This window comes from Bradyrhizobium nanningense (assembly GCF_004114535.1).
In the GTDB taxonomy this organism is placed as follows: Bacteria; Pseudomonadota; Alphaproteobacteria; order Rhizobiales; family Xanthobacteraceae; genus Bradyrhizobium; species Bradyrhizobium nanningense.
On record NZ_LBJC01000024.1, the window covers coordinates 193,822 to 211,220 of the forward strand.

14 protein-coding genes are annotated in these 17,399 nt (G+C 64.2%); 6 read left to right on the top strand and 8 right to left on the bottom strand.

Going from position 1 to position 17,399, the window contains the following annotated elements; all coding sequences use genetic code 11:
- Positions 1 to 16: 16 nt before the first annotated feature.
- The 4 genes from XH84_RS18500 to XH84_RS18515 form a co-directional block, all read right to left on the bottom strand.
- Positions 17 to 817 (bottom strand): AraC family transcriptional regulator, encoded by an 801-nt coding sequence (locus tag XH84_RS18500; protein ID WP_128922842.1) that lies wholly within the window; start codon positions 815 to 817, stop codon positions 17 to 19.
- A gap of 194 nt (positions 818 to 1,011) precedes the next feature.
- Positions 1,012 to 1,668 carry a glutathione S-transferase family protein gene (locus XH84_RS18505; RefSeq protein ID WP_128922841.1) on the bottom strand — a complete coding sequence of 219 codons (657 nt, stop codon included), beginning with the start codon at positions 1,666 to 1,668 and terminating at the stop codon, positions 1,012 to 1,014.
- Positions 1,668 to 2,831 (bottom strand): acyl-CoA dehydrogenase family protein, encoded by a 1,164-nt coding sequence (locus XH84_RS18510; protein ID WP_128922840.1) that lies wholly within the window; start codon positions 2,829 to 2,831, stop codon positions 1,668 to 1,670. Before XH84_RS18510 ends, XH84_RS18505 begins: the two co-directional genes overlap by 1 nt.
- 131 nt (positions 2,832 to 2,962) lie before the next feature.
- Positions 2,963 to 4,099, bottom strand: a complete 1,137-nt coding sequence (locus XH84_RS18515; protein ID WP_128922839.1) for an acyl-CoA dehydrogenase family protein — start codon at positions 4,097 to 4,099, stop codon at positions 2,963 to 2,965.
- A 235-nt stretch (positions 4,100 to 4,334) separates the two neighbouring features.
- On the opposite strand from XH84_RS18515, the gene XH84_RS18520 reads away from it, so the two are divergent.
- Together XH84_RS18520 and XH84_RS18525 are read left to right on the top strand one after the other, a co-directional pair.
- Complete coding sequence (locus tag XH84_RS18520; protein ID WP_128922838.1) at positions 4,335 to 5,885, top strand: acyl-CoA synthetase; 1,551 nt, start codon at positions 4,335 to 4,337, stop codon at positions 5,883 to 5,885.
- A gap of 73 nt (positions 5,886 to 5,958) precedes the next feature.
- Positions 5,959 to 7,182, top strand: coding sequence for an ABC transporter substrate-binding protein (locus tag XH84_RS18525; RefSeq protein ID WP_128922837.1), 1,224 nt, complete (start codon positions 5,959 to 5,961; stop codon positions 7,180 to 7,182).
- Between the two features lie 101 nt (positions 7,183 to 7,283).
- Here the strand turns inward: XH84_RS18525 and XH84_RS18530 are convergent, their stop codons facing one another.
- The gene (locus XH84_RS18530) at positions 7,284 to 8,054 is read right to left on the bottom strand and encodes a helix-turn-helix domain-containing protein (RefSeq protein ID WP_128922836.1); all 771 of its coding nucleotides are present in this window, start codon (positions 8,052 to 8,054) and stop codon (positions 7,284 to 7,286) included.
- Between the two features lie 187 nt (positions 8,055 to 8,241).
- On the opposite strand from XH84_RS18530, the gene XH84_RS18535 reads away from it, so the two are divergent.
- From XH84_RS18535 to XH84_RS18550, 4 genes are all read left to right on the top strand, one after another.
- Positions 8,242 to 10,503 (top strand): marine proteobacterial sortase target protein, encoded by a 2,262-nt coding sequence (locus tag XH84_RS18535; protein ID WP_128922835.1) that lies wholly within the window; start codon positions 8,242 to 8,244, stop codon positions 10,501 to 10,503.
- Between the two features lie 181 nt (positions 10,504 to 10,684).
- Positions 10,685 to 11,254 carry a class GN sortase gene (locus XH84_RS18540; RefSeq protein ID WP_128922834.1) on the top strand — a complete coding sequence of 190 codons (570 nt, stop codon included), beginning with the start codon at positions 10,685 to 10,687 and terminating at the stop codon, positions 11,252 to 11,254.
- A gap of 140 nt (positions 11,255 to 11,394) precedes the next feature.
- Complete coding sequence (locus XH84_RS18545; protein ID WP_128922833.1) at positions 11,395 to 13,611, top strand: acetate--CoA ligase family protein; 2,217 nt, start codon at positions 11,395 to 11,397, stop codon at positions 13,609 to 13,611.
- Between the two features lie 149 nt (positions 13,612 to 13,760).
- Positions 13,761 to 14,588, top strand: a complete 828-nt coding sequence (locus XH84_RS18550; RefSeq protein ID WP_128922832.1) for an MlaD family protein — start codon at positions 13,761 to 13,763, stop codon at positions 14,586 to 14,588.
- A gap of 1 nt (position 14,589) precedes the next feature.
- On the opposite strand, the gene XH84_RS18555 is transcribed toward XH84_RS18550, so the two are convergent.
- From XH84_RS18555 to fmdA, 3 genes are all read right to left on the bottom strand, one after another.
- Positions 14,590 to 15,630 (bottom strand): aliphatic amidase, encoded by a 1,041-nt coding sequence (locus XH84_RS18555; RefSeq protein ID WP_128922831.1) that lies wholly within the window; start codon positions 15,628 to 15,630, stop codon positions 14,590 to 14,592.
- A 44-nt stretch (positions 15,631 to 15,674) separates the two neighbouring features.
- On the bottom strand, positions 15,675 to 16,052 hold the full coding sequence (locus XH84_RS18560) for an FmdB family zinc ribbon protein (protein ID WP_128922830.1): 378 nt from the start codon (positions 16,050 to 16,052) through the stop codon (positions 15,675 to 15,677).
- 108 nt (positions 16,053 to 16,160) lie between these two features.
- Complete coding sequence (gene fmdA, locus XH84_RS18565; RefSeq protein ID WP_128922829.1) at positions 16,161 to 17,390, bottom strand: formamidase; 1,230 nt, start codon at positions 17,388 to 17,390, stop codon at positions 16,161 to 16,163.
- Positions 17,391 to 17,399: the final 9 nt, after the last annotated feature.

The window sequence follows — 17,399 nt, forward strand, 5'->3', positions numbered from 1 at the left end:
AACCCACCCTACGAATCTACGAAGCCTCCGCCAGCCTCACCGTCTCGGTGCTGCGGTAGATCGCAAGGTCGCGCGAGCCGACGAAGATCGCACGCGGCTTCAATCCGTAGAAGCGGCGGATCGAGTGGCTGAAATGGGTCGAGTCGGGGTAGCCGATGTCCTGCGCGAGATGGGCGAGGTTGAGGTCCTGATTGGCGAAGTGCAGCAAATGGCGCGCACGCTTCCAGGCGCGGAAGGACCGGAAGGAAATGCCCGTTTCTTCCTTGAACAGATGCAGGAAGCGCGAGGCCGAGAGGCCTGCTTCTGCCGCGCAGGTGTCGGCCGTCACCGGCTCACCGGAGAAACGCTCGATGCGGGCGACGGCGCGGGTCACGCGCGGATCGAGCACGCGGCGCGGCAGCGCCTCGCCGAAGCACATCTCGTCGAACTCGGCGGTGGTGATGTCGCCATAGCGGCGCTGGCGCAGCAACGCGTAGGCGGCCAGGATCTTGCGGGCATAGGCGGCTTTGTCCGGCCTCCGCAGCCGCTCGGCCAAGGCCTCGATCACGCCATCCGGCATGCTTTCCGGCTCCAACGTCACGCTGATCACGGTGCGATAGTCGCTGGCGATGGTGTGCCGCTGGTTTGGCAGGGTCACGATCAACTCGTCCGACGTGTGGACGTCGTCGATCGTCAGATGCAGGCTGCCCTTCACCGCGACATAGACATGGCAGCAGCCGGGGGTCCGCTTGCGAGGGCGGCCGAGCAGGCCGGCATAGAATACCCGCTCCGGCGTGATCAGCATCAGATGGTCGGATTCGCGACCTTTATCTTCCATGGGGATCCTCCTCGCGCGGCTCTCTGGCCGCTGCGGACGGGGGTCACCTTAGCGGAAATTTGGGCGCTGTCACGATGGGATAGCGCTGTCATCGCAACATGCGCCGTCGTTCCGGGGCGGTCCGTGGGATCAGACCCGGAACCTCGAGATTCCGGGTCTGATGGCTCCGCATCGCCCCGGAATGACAGCCTCCCTTACGCCCTCGCGCGCGGTGCAACATTCTGCTCGACGCCGGCCTTCTGTTCCGCGGCAACGGCACGCTTGAAACCGTCGCGCTGCTGGAGCCGCGCCCAATAGGCTGCGACATTTGGCCCAAAATCCCTGGCGAGCCCGATATTGTCGGCCAGCCGAAGCGCATAGCCGATGACAATGTCAGCGGTGGTGAGGCGCCCGGCGCACAGGGTTTCGGCATTTGCGGTTGCTGCTTCGACGGCGCGCAGGCGTCCCAGAAACCATTTCGCATAGTCGCCGGCGACCTGCGGATTGCGCCGCTCCTCCGGCTCGAGCTGGCTGTATCGAAGCACCAGCGTCTGCGGAAAGGTTAACGTGGCATCGCTGAAATACATCCAGTTCAGAAAAGCGCCATAGGCGGGATCTTCCGGTCCGACCATCAGCGGCGTCGGGCCGTATTTGACGCCGAGATAGTGGCAGATGCCGGAGGACTCGGTCATCTTCGTCTCGCCGTCGACCATGAAGGGAATCGTGCCGAGCGGATTGATCGCCAGATAGTCCTTGGCGAAGACCCGCGGCGGGAACGGCAGCATCTTCAGCTCATACGGCAGCCCCATCTCCTCCAGCATCCAGAGCGGACGAAACGAGCGCGCGGCGTCGCAATGATAGAGCGTGATCATCAGGTGTTTCCTCTACTACCCGGCAGCGTGCCCATCATCTTGCACAGGACCATCAGCATGACCTCGTCGGCGCCGCCGCCGATCGAGGTCAGGCGGCTGTCGCGATAGGCGCGGCTGACCGGCGTCTCGTTGGTAAAGCCCATCCCGCCCCAATATTGCAAGCAGGCATCGGTGAGCTCGCGGCCGAGCCGGCCGGCCTTCAGCTTCGCCATGGTCGCAAGCCGCGTCACGTCCTCGCCGGCAACCAGTTGCTCGGCGGCGCGATAGATCAGCGCCCGCAGCAGCTCGACCTCGGTCTGCATCTCCGCGAGCTTGAAGTGCACGACCTGGTTGTCGAGGATGCTCTGGCCAAACGCCTTGCGATTGCGGGTGTATTCGATGGTCTGGCCGATGATGTATTCATGCGCCTTCAGGCAGGCCGCCGCGCCCCAGAGCCGCTCCTCCTGGAACTGGATCATCTGGTAGGTAAAGCCCTTGCCCTCCTCGCCGATCCGGTTGCGCTTGGGCACCCGGACATTGTCGAAGAAGATCTGAGCCGTGTCGGAGGAGCGCATCCCCATCTTGTCGAGCTTGCGCGCCACAGTGACGCCCTTGGCTTTCATGGGCACGCAGATCAGCGACTTGTTGCGGTGAACGGGCCCGTCGCCGGTGTTGGCAAGCAGGCAGATCCAGTCCGCTTGCGTGCCGTTGGTGATCCACATCTTGCCGCCGTTGATGACGTAATCGTCGCCGTCGGAGCGCGCCTGCGTCTTGATCGAAGCGACGTCCGAGCCCGCGCCGGGCTCCGAGACGCCGATGCAGGCGACGAAATCGCCCGAGATCGAGGGCGCCAGAAACTCGCGCCGCACCTCGTCCGAACCGAAGCGCGCCAGCGCCGGCGTCGCCATGTCGGTCTGCACCCCGATCGCCATCGGCACGCCGCCGCAGGTGATGGCCCCTAACTCCTCCGCCATCATCAGCGCGTAGGAATAGTCGAGGCCGGAGCCGCCGAACTCAACCGGCTTGTTCAGGCCGAGGAAGCCGAGGCTGCCCATCTTCTTGAACAGCTCGTGCGCCGGGAAGATGTCGGCCTTCTCCCATTCATCGACATGAGGATTGATCTCATTGGCGATGAATTTCTGCAAGCTGCGGCGGATGTCGTCGTGGTCGGCGGTGAATAGCATTTTGTCAGCTCAACTCTCGATATCTCGAATTTGCTCGTCATGGCCGGGCTTGTCCCGGCCATCCACGCCTTCGTCATCCGGCAACAGAACGTGGATGCCCGGGACAAGCCCGGGCATGACGGAGAACGCGGCTACAACCCCATCTGCCTTGACGCCAGATCCTTCATGATCTCCTCGGTGCCGCCGCCGATGGCGTTGACCTTGACCTCGCGGTAGATGCGCTCGGCCTTGATGCCGCGCATGAAGCCGGCGCCGCCGAAAATCTGCACGGCTTCGGAGGCGCAGAACGCCATGGTCTGGGTCGCCTGGTTCTTCATCATGCAGATTTCCGCGACCGGGCTTTCGCCCTGCTCGAGCCGCCAGGCCAGCATCTCGAGCATCGCCTGGGACGCTGCGACCTTCTGCGCCATGTCGACGATCTTGTGCCTGATGACCTGGTGCTGGGCGAGCGGCTTGCCGAAGGTCTTGCGCTCCTTGGCATAGGCGATCGCCTCGTCGAGGCAGACCCGGGCGAAGGCGGTGCAGCCTGCGGCCATCCCCATGCGCTCGCTGTTGAAGTTCTGCATGATGATCTTGAAGCCCTGCCCCTCCTCGCCGATCAGATTTTCGGCCGGCACGGGGCATTCGTCGAAATGCAAAGTCGCGGTGTCGGAGGCCCACCAACCCATCTTCTTGAGCCTGGTGCGCGACAGGCCCGGCGTATCGCCTTCAATCAGGAGCAGACTGACGCCGCCGGCGCCCTCGCCCCCGGTACGCACGGCAACGGTCAGATAATCGGCGCGCATGCCTGAGGTGATGAAGGTCTTCTCGCCGGTCACGACGTAGTGATCGCCGTCGCGCTGGGCCCTGGTGCGGAGGCCTGCAACGTCCGAGCCGCCGCCGGGCTCGGTGATCGCGAGCGCGGAGATCTTCTCACCGGACAGCACCTGCGGCAGCACACGCGCCTTCACCTCGGCCCGTGCGGCGCGCGCGATCGGCGGCGAGCCGATGGTGTGGCTCATCAGGCTGGCGCTGACACCGCCGGCGCCGGCGCGCGCCAGCTCCTGGCTGGCAACGATCTTCATGAACTGATCGGCAGCGATCCCGCCATATTCCTCGGGGAATCCGAGTCCCAACAGGCCGATCTCGGCCGCCTTGCGATAGAGCCCGCGCGGAAATTCGCCGGCCTCGTCCCACTCATGGGCGAAAGGCGCGATCTCCTTCTCGACGAAGCGGCGCATCACGTCGCGAAACGCGTCGTGCTCGGCGGTATAGAACGGGCTCTTCATCGCACTCTTGCCTCGTGGACGGATTCGTCGCGCCAACCATGGCCGGAACCTTGGCGGCTCACTTGCGCGGAGTGGCTGACTGGAGCCGACGCTCCGGGCAAGGCAGCAACTAGCAACTCAACGCAAGACGATTTTCGCCGCTCGCAGGCCAACTCTGGCGCAAAAAAACGTTGCTGCACAGACTCCGGCGGGCCCCGAGGGCCACGCCGGGCATGGTGCGCCGAGGGAGGTATTTTTGGCCGTTCGTTACTACGACTGGATCGTCCATCATGGCCGCCGCACGCCTGACAAGGTCGCGGTCATCGACCTCGCGAGCGAGCGCCGCTTCACCTATGCGCAGCTCAATGGCCGCGTCTCGCGCCTCGCCTTCTTCCTGCGTCACACGCTGAACGTCTCGCGCGGTGACCGAGTCGCGGTGCTGGCACTGAACACGACCGATACGCTGGAGGTACAGTTCGCCTGCGGGCGCCTGGGTGCGATCTTCGTGCCGCTGAATACCCGTCTCACCGTTCCCGAGCTTCAGTTCATCACCGGCGACTGCGCGCCGAAGGTGATGATCCACGATACCGATCTCGCCGAGACCGCGCTCGCCGTCGCCAAGCTCTGCGGCATCGCGACCAGCCTGCTGCTCGGGCCCGGCGGGTCCTGTGAGGCCGGCATCGCCGCCGCAAAGCCGCTCGACCGCGCCGAGGAAGTCACGCTCGATGACGTCTCGACCATCATGTACACGTCGGGCACGACGGGACATCCGAAGGGCGCGACCATCACCCATGGCATGACCTTCTGGAATTGCGTCAACCTCGGCGGCCCCGCCTGCATCGGGCCATCCTCGGTGCTGCTCACCGTGCTGCCGCTGTTCCACACCGGCGGCCTCAACTGCTACACCAATCCCGTGCTGCATGCCGGCGGCACCGTGATGATCATGCGCGCCTTCGATCCCGGCACGGCGCTCGGCCTGATCAACGATCCCGCGCAGGGCATCAACGTGTTCTTCGGGGTGCCGGCGATCTACCAGTTCATGGCGCAACACCCCGCCTTCGCGACGACCGATCTCAGCCGGCTGATCGTCTGCGGTGTCGGCGGCGCGCCGATGCCAGTGCCGCTGCTCAAGGTGTGGGAAGCGCGCGGCGTCGCCCTGCAGCAGGGTTACGGCATGACCGAGACCTCGCCGGCGGTGCTGGTGCTCGATCGCGAGGATGCCGCACGGAAAGCGGGCTCCGCCGGGAAACCGGTGCTGCATACGGAAGTGCGCATCGTGCGCCCTGATGGCAGTGACGCCGACGTCGGCGAACTTGGCGAGCTCTGGGTCAAGGGGCCGAACATCACGCCGGGCTATTGGAACAGGCCGGAGGCGAACAAGACCTCCTTCACCGACGGCTGGCTGCACACGGGCGACGCGACGCGCGTCGACGAGGAGGGCTTCTACTACATCGTCGATCGCTGGAAGGACATGTACATCTCCGGCGGCGAGAACGTCTATCCGGCCGAGGTCGAGAACGTCCTGCACCAACTCGAGGTCATCGCGGAAGCCGCCGTGATCGGCATCCCCGATCCGCAATGGGGCGAGGTCGGCCTTGCCATCGTCGCGGTCAAGCCCGGCCAGAAGCTGACCGAGGCCGATGTCTTGGCGCATTGTGCGGCCAATCTGGCGCGCTTCAAATGCCCGCGCCAGATCCGCTTCGTCGACGCGCTACCGCGCAACGCCACCGGAAAGATCCACAAGCCGACCTTGCGCAAGGAGTTCTCGGTGGCCTCGGAGGTCGACAAGAAGGTCGCTAATGCCTGACCAGAGCGCCCCTTGTGGGCGCTCTATTTTTTGAAGTGCCTGCCCACCCCACAAGAAACTCCAAGGAATTTCCATGAAGAACAAGAAACTCGCCCTGCTTGCCGCGGCAACGGCCCTGACCCTGCTCTCGGTTCAAAGTGCCTCCGCGCAGAAGAAATACGACACCGGCGCCAGCGACACCGAGATCAAGATCGGCAATGTCGAGGCCTATTCGGGCCCGGCTTCGGCCTACGGCATCATCGGCAAGACCGAAGAAGCCTATTTCAAGATGATCAACGACCAGGGCGGCATCAACGGCCGCAAGATCAACTGGATCTCCTACGATGACGGCTATTCGCCGCCCAAGACCGTGGAGCAGGTCCGCAAGCTGATCGAGAGCGACGAGGTGTTCCTGGTCTTCAACGCGCTGGGCACCCCGACCCAGACCGCCGTTCAGAAATATCACAACGCCAAGAAGGTACCGCAGCTCTTCCTCGCCACCGGCGCCAGCAAGTGGAACGACCCGAAGAATTTTCCCTGGACCATGGGCTTCCAGCCGAGCTACCGCGTCGAGGCGCGGATCTTCGCCAAGTACATCCTGCAGGCCAAGCCGGACGCCAAGGTCGCGATCTTCTATGCCAACGACGATTTCGGAAAAGACTACGTCGCCGGCATCAAGGAGATCTTCGGCGACAAGGCATCTTCGCTGATCATTGCCGAAGAGAGCTACGAGACCACCGAGCCGTCGATCGATTCCCACATCGTCAAGCTGAAGGGCACCGGCGCCAACGTCTTCGTCAACATCTCGACGCCGAAATTCGCGGCGCAGGCGATCAAGAAGATCGCCGAGCTTGAATGGAAGCCGATGCATGTCATGACCGACGTCTCGATATCGATCGGCGCCGTGATGAAGCCGGCGGGCCTCGACGCATCGGAAGGCGTGTTGTCGGCGACCTATCTGAAGGACGCGTCCGACCCGCAATGGAAGGACGATGAGGGCATGAAGAAGTTTCTCGCCTTCATCGACAAATACATGCCGGGCGCCAACGTCTCCGACACCAATCTCGTCTACGGCTATTCCGCCGCACAGACCCTGGTCCAGACGCTGAAGCAGTGCGGGGACAATCTGACGCGGGAGAACGTGATGAAACAAGCCGCCAGCCTGAAGGACTTTGCGCCCGATACGCTGATCCCCGGCATCAAGATCAACACCGGCGCCAACGATTTCGCGCCGATCGAGCAGCTCAAGATGATCCGTTTCAAGGCCGGCCAGTGGGAGCTGTTTGGCGATATCATCAGCGCCGAAACCGGCGGCTGACGCGCCCTACCACAGCGCGACAAGATGCCGAATGGCGGCTGAGAGGCCGCCATTCTTGTTGCAGGCGGGCCGACAAGTTGTGCAGGACCATTTTTCGCGGCCTATTGCGTCAAAAACAGCGCAAAAGACTCGTCGACCGTGCGGCGCAGATGCTTTCGATACAAGGCATGGTTGGCGTCGTCGGGCGCAACCCGCCCCAGGGACGGCTGCGGCACGTTCCTGAGCGGCACGTAGGCGATCGGCGCCGCGATCGGCGTGAGCTGCGAACCGGGGCCCGCGCGGAGCGTCGAGATGATGCCGTACATCTCGCCGGCGACCGTCGGCCGCGACACCGTGATCACGCGGTGCTGGCCGTGCTTGATGATGACGAGGTAGATGAAGCCGGACTGATGGGGAACGGCGACCTCGCCGGTATGCTCGTAGGCAGCATCGGTCCGGTCGCCCTCGCGGAAGACCAGCGAAGAGACCTTCGGCTCCCAGACGATCTCGGTGCGGTAGGCGAAAATCGCGTCCTTGTCGCCGAACGACGGCCGCAGCGTGATGTAGACGTCCTCGAGCCAGGTCACGGCGCGATGCGCATAGGAGCCGAGGCTGTCGGGAGCGACATCATTGGCGGCGGGAGGCGCCACCACGACGGGGTTTTTGCGCAAGGAGACGCCCAGCGCCTGCTCCAGCCGCACCGTGGTCGCCAGCGTGAACGGCCGCCGCCCGCCGAGCACCTTTTCCAGCGTCGACAGGCTGAGCTTGGCCAGCTCGGCCAGCGCCTGCCGGGAGATCCGGCGTCTGGCGAGCTCCTCGCGAATTGTCTCGGCGATCTCGCGGCTCTGTTCGTCGGAAAGCTGCTTGTCGGTGAATTTATCCTGCATCTGCATCGCTAGCCCTGCTCCAGCACGGCCATTCTAGCAGGCCGGACAAACCAGCACAAAACCGCACATGGCCACCCCGGCCACGGCGCACCCGGCCGGCCGTGGCGGAACATTGCCGATCATTATGCTCGCGAAATCGGCCGCTCCCGGCGAATGCTCGGAGCCAGCAAACGCCCTTTCGGGAGCAGGCCAAATGAACACCTACGACACCGCCGACAACGACGAACACCCCTTGTTGAAGGGACTGATCAAGCTCGGATTGTTTCTTCTCGCGCAGGGCATCGCGGTGATGCTGATGGCCTTCGTGGCCCTGCTCGTCAGCTTCGGGACGAGTTGGTCGGCAACGACCGAGCAGGCCAGCCTGCTCCAGCCCGGCGATGCCAGGTCCGGAAGCCTGCTCCTGAAGGACGACGGCGGCACCACGGAAGCGATCCGCCTCGGCATCGACGTCGACATCACGGTTTCAGGCCCGACCTTGCGCGCCCGGGTTACTCAGGTCTTTCGCAACCCGAGCAAGGATTGGGTCGAGGCAACCTATGTCTACCCGCTCGCGACCGGCGGCGCCGTCGATACGCTCAAAATGGTGGTCGGCGACCGCATCATCGTGGGAGACATCAAGGAGCGGCGGCAGGCACGATTGATCTACGAAGAGGCGCGCCGCGCCGGTCAGAGGGCCGCGCTCACCGAGCAGGAACGGCCGAACATCTTCACCAATTCGGTCGCCAATATCGGCCCTGGCGAAACCGTGCTGGTGCAGATCGAATATCAGGAGCCGGTGCATCAATCCGGCAACGAATATTCGCTCCGGCTGCCGCTGGTGGTCGGACCGCGCTACAATCCGGCGCCGATCGTCCAGAGCGTCGACTTCCGCAAGGACGGATCGGGCTGGGGCGCGACGACGTCGGACCCGGTAGCAGACCATGACCGCATCTCGCCGCCCGTGCTGGATCCCGCCAAGAACGCACCGGTCAATCCGACCAGCATCACGGTGCGCCTGAAGGCCGGCTTCGCGCTTGGCGAGGTCAAGAGCCACCATCACAAGGTCAAGATCGAGAGCCCGGACAGCGCGACACGCCTCGTCACGCTCGCCGACGGCGCTGTCCCTGCCGACCGCGACTTCGAGCTGACCTGGAAGCCCGCCGCCGAGAAGGCGCCGTCGGTCGGCCTGTTCCGCGAACATGTCGGCGATGCCGATTATTTGCTCGCCTTCGTCACCCCGCCCAGCGCCGAGCAGGCGACACAAAAGCCGCTGCCACGCGAGGTCGTGTTCGTGATCGACAATTCGGGGTCGATGGGCGGCACGTCGATCGTCCAGGCCAAGGCGAGCCTCACTTACGCGCTCTCTCGGCTTCAGCCGACCGATCGCTTCAACGTCATTCGCTTCGACGACACCATGGACGTGCTGTTTCCCGCTTCCGTGCCTGCAGATGCTGCGCATGTCGGTGAGGCGACCTCGTTCGTGAGCGCGTTGCAGGCGCGCGGCGGCACCGAGATGGTGCCGGCGATGCGCGCAGCGCTGGCTGACAAGCTCGGCGACACCGGCATGGTTCGCCAGGTCGTTTTCCTGACCGACGGCGCAATCGGCAACGAGCAGCAATTGTTCGAGACGATCACGGCGATGCGCGGCCGCTCGCGTGTCTTCATGGTCGGCATCGGGTCGGCGCCCAACACCTATCTGATGACACGCGCCGCCGAGCTCGGCCGCGGGGCCTTCACCCATATCGGCTCCGTCGAACAGGTGGAGGAGCGCATGCGCGGCCTGTTCGCCAAGCTCGAAAACCCGGCCGTGACCGGCCTCACCGCGAAGTTCTCCGAGGCCTCGGCCGACGTCACCCCCGCGATCATCCCCGACGTCTATCGCGATGAGCCGCTGGTGCTGGCGGCAAAGCTCGACAAGCTTGCAGGCTCGCTCGAGATCAAAGGACGCGTCGGCGATCGTCCCTGGTCGGTGACGCTGCCGCTGCAACATGCGGCCGAAGGCAAGGGCCTGTCGAAGCTCTGGGCCAGGCGCAAGATCGGTGACGCCGAAGTTGCGCGCGCCATGCGCGAGCTCGCGCCCGGGGAGGCTGATAAGGCGATCCTTGCGCTGGCGCTCGACCATCAGATCGTCACGCGCCTGACCAGCCTGGTCGCCGTCGACAAGACGCCGAGCCGCTCCGAAGGTGCGCCGCTCAAGCTCAGCGAATTGCCGATCAACCTGCCCGCGGGCTGGGATTTCGAGAAGGTGTTTGGCGAACGGCCGCATATCCCGGCGCAGTTGCGTGAACGCCATGCCGATGCGGGCACCTCACCGGCGGCACGGCGTCCGACACCCGCAGCGCAGGATGCGATCCGTCTGCCCAAGACGGCAACCTCAGCCGAGCTGAAGATGATCGCGGGGCTGATCCTGATCGTGCTTGCCCTGTTCCTGTTCGCGTTCAACCGGCGTCGGCCCTTGCTCACCGACGCTGCTTGAGAGAGGAGCTCCCCCGACTCCTCTATTAACGCGCGCGGTCGCCCGTCCCGTACCCAACGGCCGCGCGCGTCTTTTTTCTCGACGTCATTGCGAGGAGCGAAGCTGCGAAGCAATCCACGCTGCCGCTCCGGAAACAGTCTGGATTGCTCGCTTCGCTCGCAATGACGGAAGGCGAAACACGATGCCCCGCCTCATATCTCCTCTGGTTCTGGCCTTGATCGGCCTCATCCTGTTCGGTGACGGCGCCTATATCCATGCCAAGGCGTGGCTCGCGCAGGTGCTGCTGGAGCGCGCCTTCGACAGAAGCCTTGCGACGAGCCAACCAGTCAAGCCATGGTCATGGGCCGATACCTGGCCGATCGCGCGCATCGAGGTGAAACGGATTGGCGCCAGCGCCATCGTGCTGGAAGGCGCGAGCGGACAGGCGCTTGCTTTCGGACCCGGCCATATCCAGCACACGGCCGATGCGGGCGAACGCGGGACAGCCGTCTATGCCGCGCATCGCGATACTCATTTCCGCTTCCTGCGGAATGTCGCCATCGGCGACGTCATCGATGTCACACGAAGTGACGGCCGACATTTTCGCTATCGGGCGGATTCCTCGGCCGTGGTTCGTTTCGATGCATCGGGGATCGACGCCACGGCACGAGATTTCGAGCTTGTTCTCGCGACCTGCTGGCCGTTCGATGCCGTCACTCCCGGACCCGAGCGCTACATCCTGCATGCGACGTTGATTGGCACCGACGGATAGATTGCCCACCGGGCTGACACGCACCGATGCGCACTTCATTCCACCACACGGCATACCACCCGCACGGTTGCCACTCCGAGGGACTCGCCATACAACAGAGTGACGCGCCACCAAACAAGAACAACAGGTGAGATCACGCCATGGAAGCCCATGTGTCTGCTGCGTCTGCGTCCCGCCCATGGTCTCCATCGCCCGATGCCAGCGACATCGTCAAGCGCATCCACGCCATGCTGCACCCGCACAACATCGTGCTGGTAGGCGCGACCGACAAGCCCGGCAATTATGCCGAGCGCATCTGGAACAATCTGGTCAAATACGGCTTCGAGGGCGGGCTCTATCCGGTCAACGCCAAGCGCGAGGTCATCTGGGGCGTCCCCTGCTACAAGGACCTTGCGAGCCTCCCGGAGAAGCCCGATCACGTTCTGGTGCTGGTGCCGGCGCGCTTTGCCGTGCAGGTGATCCGCGACGCCGCCGCGGCCGGCGCGCGGTCGGCCACCATCGTCACCTCTGGCTTCAGCGAGTTGCAGGACGTGGAAAGCCAAAAGCTCGCCGCCGAATTGCAGGCGGCCGTGCGCGAGACAGGACTTGCGGTCACCGGCCCGAACTGCCTCGGCAATCTGAGTGCCGGCGAAAAGCTCTTCACCAACATCGACGACCGCGTCGTGACCATGGAACAGGGCGCGGTGGCGATCGCCGGGCAGTCCGGCGCCATCGTCATGGCGATCCGTCAGGCGCTGGAGGACCGCGGCGTCGGCGTCGGCTACATGGTGACATCAGGCAACGAGGCCGGGCTCGAGACGCCGGATTTGATGCGCTATTTCGCCGAGGATCCGAGCATCAAGGTGATCGTCGTCTACCTCGAGGGCGTGCGCAATACCAAGGCATTCCGCGATGCCTGCAAGGCGGCGCGCGCCGCGAGCAAGCCTGTGATCGCGCTCAAGCTCGGTGCGTCCGAGGGCGGCCGCGCCGCGGCGATGGCGCATACCGGCGCGCTCGCGGGCTCGATCGAGACGTTCGACGCCGTTGCAACGCGCGAGGGCGTGATCCGGGTCGGCGGGCTCGACGAGCTGATCGAGACCACCGAATGCTTCGTTCACGCGGCGGTGCCCAAAGGCAACCGGCTCGCCGCCGTCACGCTGTCGGGCGGAAAGCGCGGCATGCTGCTTGACGCCTTCTACAAGGAAGGCCTGAACTTCGCGCCGCTCAGCCCGCACGTCGGCTCGGAGCTGGCGAACATGCTCGGACCGGGCTCGATTGTCGGCAATCCGCTCGATGCCGGCTTTGCCGCGGTGGTCGATCCCTCCGTCTACATGAAGTCGATCAAGCTGATGATCGACGATCCCGATATCGACATCGTCATCGTCGATGCCGAACTGCCCAAGGCGCCGCATGAGCTGCGCGAGCGCAATTTGCGCATCGTCGACGAGATGGCGCGCCAGGGCGGCAAGCCCGTGATCTACATCAGCGCGATGTCCATCGGCTTCACGGAGTTCACCAAGACCTTGCGCAAATCGCTGCCACATCTCGCAGTCATGCAGGGCATGGACCGCGCGGTGACCGCGATCAAGTCGCTGCTCGACTACGCCAAGCTGCGCAAGGAGGTGCCCGACATCGTCTCGAGCTCGAAGCCTGCCGCGCGCGCCGTGCTGGAGAAGGCGCTGAAATCGGCAAGCGGCGCCGCACTCGACGAGGTCGCCTCGAAAAAGCTCCTGAAGGCGTATGGCATTCCGATCTCGAAGGAGGCGATCGCGCAGACCGCGACGGAAGCCGTAGAGATCGCCAAGCAGATCGGCTTTCCTGTCGTGGCGAAGGTCGTCAGCGCGGAGATCCTGCACAAATCCGACATCGGCGGCGTGGTGTTGAACCTGGACAGCGCGGCCGAGGTGAAGAAGGCGTTCGCCGAGATTACCGCACGGGTCGCGAAGCTGAAGGGCAAGCCGAAGCTCGACGGCATCCTGATCGCGCAACAGGTCAAGGCCGAGCTCGAGCTCGTGGTCGGCGCCTCGCTCGATGCCGAGATGGGGCCTGTCGTGCTGTTCGGCACCGGCGGCATCGACATCGAGCTGATGAAAGACGTCGCGCTCGCCGGCGCGCCCCTGGACGAGGCCGAGGCGCAGCTCCTGATCGGCCGCACCAAGGCCGGGATCAAGATGCGCGGCTATCGCGGCAAGCCGGCCCTGCACGAAGCTTCCGCGGTGAAGGCGCTGGTCGGCCTGTCCAATTTGATTGCGGATGCCGGCGACCGGATCGCCTCGATCGACATCAACCCGTTCCTGATCAACACCAGGACCGGCGTGGCCGTCGATGCCCTGATCGTCCTCAACAACGCCGCGGCAAAACGCGCGGCTGGGCATTAAAGTACCGTAGTCCGTAGGGCGGATTAGCGCAGCGTAATCCGCCACTTTGTACGACAGGCGAAGAAGGCGGCGGGTTACGCTTCGCTAACCCGCCCTGCTTACCATCCGGCCTTCCAACTTTCCTGCTTTGGCCGTAAAACCCTCCCCGTATGGCACGTGCGAGCAATCTGGTGATCGGAACGGCGACGCTGGCGGTGATCGCCGTGGCGTTCGGCGGCCTGCTCGGCGTGCAGAAATGGCGCACCATCCAGAGCCGCAGCCAGTTGCGCGTGGTGTTCGAGGGCGGCTCCGCCAGCGGTCTGCGCCGCGGCGGGCCGGTCAATTTCGACGGTGTCCCGGCAGGCCAGATCCTGTCGATCAAGCTGGATAGTCCGCGCAGGATCGTGGCGCTGGTGATGCTCGACAACACGGCGCCGATCCGCAAGGACACCGTGGCGGGCATCGAGTTCCAGGGCCTCACCGGTGTCGCCGCGATCTCGCTGATCGGAGGCGCTCCCTCCGCGCCACCGGTGCCGCTGGACTCGGACGGCGTCCCCGTGCTGACCGCCGATCTCAGCGACGCCGAATCCATCGTCGACACCCTGCACAGCGTCGATCGCACGATCGTCAGCAACGCCCCCGCGATCAAGGACGGCCTGAGCACGTTCGAAAACTACACCGACGATCTTCGGAACAAGGGCACCGAGATCGATTCCGTCATGGCCAAGGTCGACAGCGCCTTCGCTGGCTTCGACAAGGCGGTCACGAAGATCGAGGGCGTGGTGCCCGGCTTCGTCGACGGCAAGGCCGACGAGCTGTTCGAGAAGATCAAGGGGCTGCACGAGCTTGCCGACACCATGAAGAAGAAGTCGGCGGGCTATCTCGAGGACATCCGCCGCTCGCTGCTCGACGTCAGCGAGGCCGCCAGCAAGATGAGTGGGACCCCCGCGCCTGCCGCCGCTCCGCGCCCACCGCGCAAGCCGCAGCAGAAGCGCTAATCTAGTAGTTGGACGCCGCCGCCCCATTCGGGATGCCGTCGATCGGACACTCGTCGGTCCCCGGCGTCGCGCGGGTCATCGCCTCGACCATGTCGCGCGTGCCTTCAGGATCCTTGATCCAGTTTTTGTAGAAATCATACGGGCAGGCCGCAACGCCGCGCGGGCTGTCGCCGGAATTGATCATGCCGGTGTAACCGCGGTGGACGAGCTTGTAGAGATGGTTCTGCGACTGGCCGTTGCGGCGCGCGTCGCGGATCAGATGTTTCGACAGCTGCGCGTATTGGATGCCGTAATCCTCCTCGCCGCACTCACCGAGCGTGCGGCCATCGAAGCCGATGATCGCGGAGTGGCCGAAATAAGAATAGACGCCGTCGAAGCCGGCGGCGTTGGCGACCGCGACATAGACGTTGTTGGCCCATGCCATCGCCTTGGAGATCATGACCTGCTGCTCCTTGGCCGGGTACATATAGCCCTGGCAGCGCACGATCAGCTCGGCGCCCTTCATGGCGCAGTCACGCCAGATCTCCGGATAATTGCCGTCGTCGCAGATGATCAGGCTGACCTTGAGGCCTTTCGGACCTTCGGACACATAGGTGCAATTGCCGGGATACCAGCCCTCGATCGGCACCCACGGCATGATCTTGCGGTACTTCTGCACAATCTCGCCCTTGTCGTTCATCAGGATCAGGGTGTTGTAGGGCGCCTTGTGAGGATGCTCCTCGTGGCGCTCACCGGTCAGCGAGAACACGCCCCAGACCTTGGCCTTGCGGCAGGCTTCGGCGAAGATCGCGGTTTCCTCGCCCGGCACCACGGAGGCCGTCTCGTACATCTCCTTGGAATCGTACATGATGCCTTGCGTGGAATATTCCGGGAAGATCACGAGGTCCATGCCCGGCAAACCGGCCTTCATGCCGACGATCATGTCGGCGATCTTGCGGGCGTTCTCGAGCACCTCGGCCTTGGTGTGCAGGCGGGGCATCTTGTAATTGACCACCGCGACGCCGACGGTATCGCTGCTGCTGGAGATATCACCGTGAAGCATGTTGGGCGCTCCTGTCTTTTGTTCGTTTGAGATCTTCGCGTGGGTTAGTGGCTGATCATCCAGGGCCGCGCCGTCGGAAAACCCTTGGCCCCGGTTCTGGACTTCGTCACCAGCCGCGCCGGCTTCTTCTTGTCCGACGAGCTTTTGTCCTTCACCGTCTTACCCGACGAGCAGCAGCCGCAGCCGGGGCCGTGCGCAGCCTTGTATTGCGCCAGCGTCTGCGGCGCGTGCGAGCTGCGCTCGTTGACGGCGTGCGCCTTGCGCCTGTCCGCCGGCATGCAGAAGAAGTTCGGCGCGGTCAGGATCACCCGCGGCGCCATGGTCTCGCAATGCGGACAGCTTTGCGGATCGTCGCATTCGGCCATCGGGCGCAGATCCTTGAAAGGTCCGCAGTCGTCACAGAGATATTCATAGACCGGCATCGCATCATCCCAAATGCATGTTCAACACAGCTCGCGGTTCCCGCTCACGCGGAGGCAGCCCCTCATCCGCCCCTCTCCCCGTACGAACGGGGAGAGGGAGCGCAGGCGTCATTTGTCCGGCGAGATCGGCATCTGGACGTCGCCGGTGATGTGCTTGATGGGTCCGGCCGCCGACGGCATCACGTCGAAGTCGAAGATCTCGGTCGGCAGCCACAGCGTGGCGCAGGCGTTGGGCACGTCGACCACGCCGGAGATGTGGCCCTGGCACGGCGCGGTGCCGAGGATCGAATAGGCCTGGGCGCCGGAATAGCCGAACTTCTTCAGATATTCGATGGCATTGAGGCAGGCCTGACGATAGGCGATGTGGACGTCGAGATAGTGCTGCTTGCCGGCCTCGTCCACCGAGATGCCTTCGAAGATCAGATAGTCCTTGTAGTTCGGCGTGATCGGCGACGGCTTGAAGATCGGGTTCTTGATACCGTATTTCGACATGCCGTCCTTGATCACTTCCACCTTCAAGTGCAGCCAGCCGGCCATCTCGATGGCGCCGCAGAAGGTGATCTCGCCGTCGCCCTGGCTGAAGTGCAGGTCGCCCATCGAAAGACCGGCGCCGGGCACATAGACCGGGAAGTAAATCTTCGAGCCGCGCGAGAGATCCTTGATGTCGCAATTGCCGCCATGCTCGCGCGGCGGCACGGTGCGCGCGCCTTCGGCGCCGATCTTGGCCTTGACGTCGCCCTTGGCGCGGCCGCCATGGGCGGTCGGCGCGAACGGCGGGTTGGCAAGCCCAGGCACACGGGTCGGGTTGGTCGAGATCAGCTCGGCCTCGCGCTTGTTCCAGGTCTCCAGCATCTTGGGATCGGGCAGACAGCCGATCAGGCCGGGATGGATGAGACCCGCGAAGTTCACGCCGGGCACGTGGCGCGACGAGGTGTAGAGGCCCTTGATGTCCCAGATCGACTTCTGCGCCAGCGGGAAATGGTCGGTGAGGAAGCCGCCGCCGTTCTGCTTGGAGAAGAAGCCGTTGAAGCCCCAGAGGCTCTCCTTCATCGGGCCGACGTCGAGCAGGTCGACCACCAGGAGGTCGCCGGGCTCGGCGCCCTTGACGCCGATCGGACCGGACAGGAAGTGCACGATCGACAGGTCGATGTCGCGCACGTCGTCGGCGGAATCGTTGTTCTTGATGAAGCCGCCGGTCCAATCATAGGTCTCGATGATGAAATCGTCGCCGGGATTGACCCAGGCCACGATCGGGATGTCGGGGTGCCAGCGGTTGTGCACCATGTCGTTTTCATAGGCCGACTTGGTGAGATCGACCTTGATCAGTGTCTCTGGCATCGAGATGCT

What these genes read in the sequence shown, in the direction of transcription:
- XH84_RS18545 (WP_128922833.1), top strand. Translation starts at nt 11,395, where the DNA reads ATGGAAGCCCATGTGTCTGCTGCGTCTGCGTCCCGCCCATGGTCTCCA.
- fmdA (WP_128922829.1), bottom strand. Translation starts at nt 17,390, where the DNA reads ATGCCAGAGACACTGATCAAGGTCGATCTCACCAAGTCGGCCTATGAA.
- XH84_RS18560 (WP_128922830.1), bottom strand. Translation starts at nt 16,052, where the DNA reads ATGCCGGTCTATGAATATCTCTGTGACGACTGCGGACCTTTCAAGGAT.
- XH84_RS18525 (WP_128922837.1), top strand. Translation starts at nt 5,959, where the DNA reads ATGAAGAACAAGAAACTCGCCCTGCTTGCCGCGGCAACGGCCCTGACC.
- XH84_RS18515 (WP_128922839.1), bottom strand. Translation starts at nt 4,099, where the DNA reads ATGAAGAGCCCGTTCTATACCGCCGAGCACGACGCGTTTCGCGACGTG.
- XH84_RS18530 (WP_128922836.1), bottom strand. Translation starts at nt 8,054, where the DNA reads ATGCAGATGCAGGATAAATTCACCGACAAGCAGCTTTCCGACGAACAG.
- XH84_RS18540 (WP_128922834.1), top strand. Translation starts at nt 10,685, where the DNA reads ATGCCCCGCCTCATATCTCCTCTGGTTCTGGCCTTGATCGGCCTCATC.
- XH84_RS18510 (WP_128922840.1), bottom strand. Translation starts at nt 2,831, where the DNA reads ATGCTATTCACCGCCGACCACGACGACATCCGCCGCAGCTTGCAGAAA.
- XH84_RS18550 (WP_128922832.1), top strand. Translation starts at nt 13,761, where the DNA reads ATGGCACGTGCGAGCAATCTGGTGATCGGAACGGCGACGCTGGCGGTG.
- XH84_RS18500 (WP_128922842.1), bottom strand. Translation starts at nt 817, where the DNA reads ATGGAAGATAAAGGTCGCGAATCCGACCATCTGATGCTGATCACGCCG.
- XH84_RS18555 (WP_128922831.1), bottom strand. Translation starts at nt 15,630, where the DNA reads ATGCTTCACGGTGATATCTCCAGCAGCAGCGATACCGTCGGCGTCGCG.
- XH84_RS18505 (WP_128922841.1), bottom strand. Translation starts at nt 1,668, where the DNA reads ATGATCACGCTCTATCATTGCGACGCCGCGCGCTCGTTTCGTCCGCTC.
- XH84_RS18535 (WP_128922835.1), top strand. Translation starts at nt 8,242, where the DNA reads ATGAACACCTACGACACCGCCGACAACGACGAACACCCCTTGTTGAAG.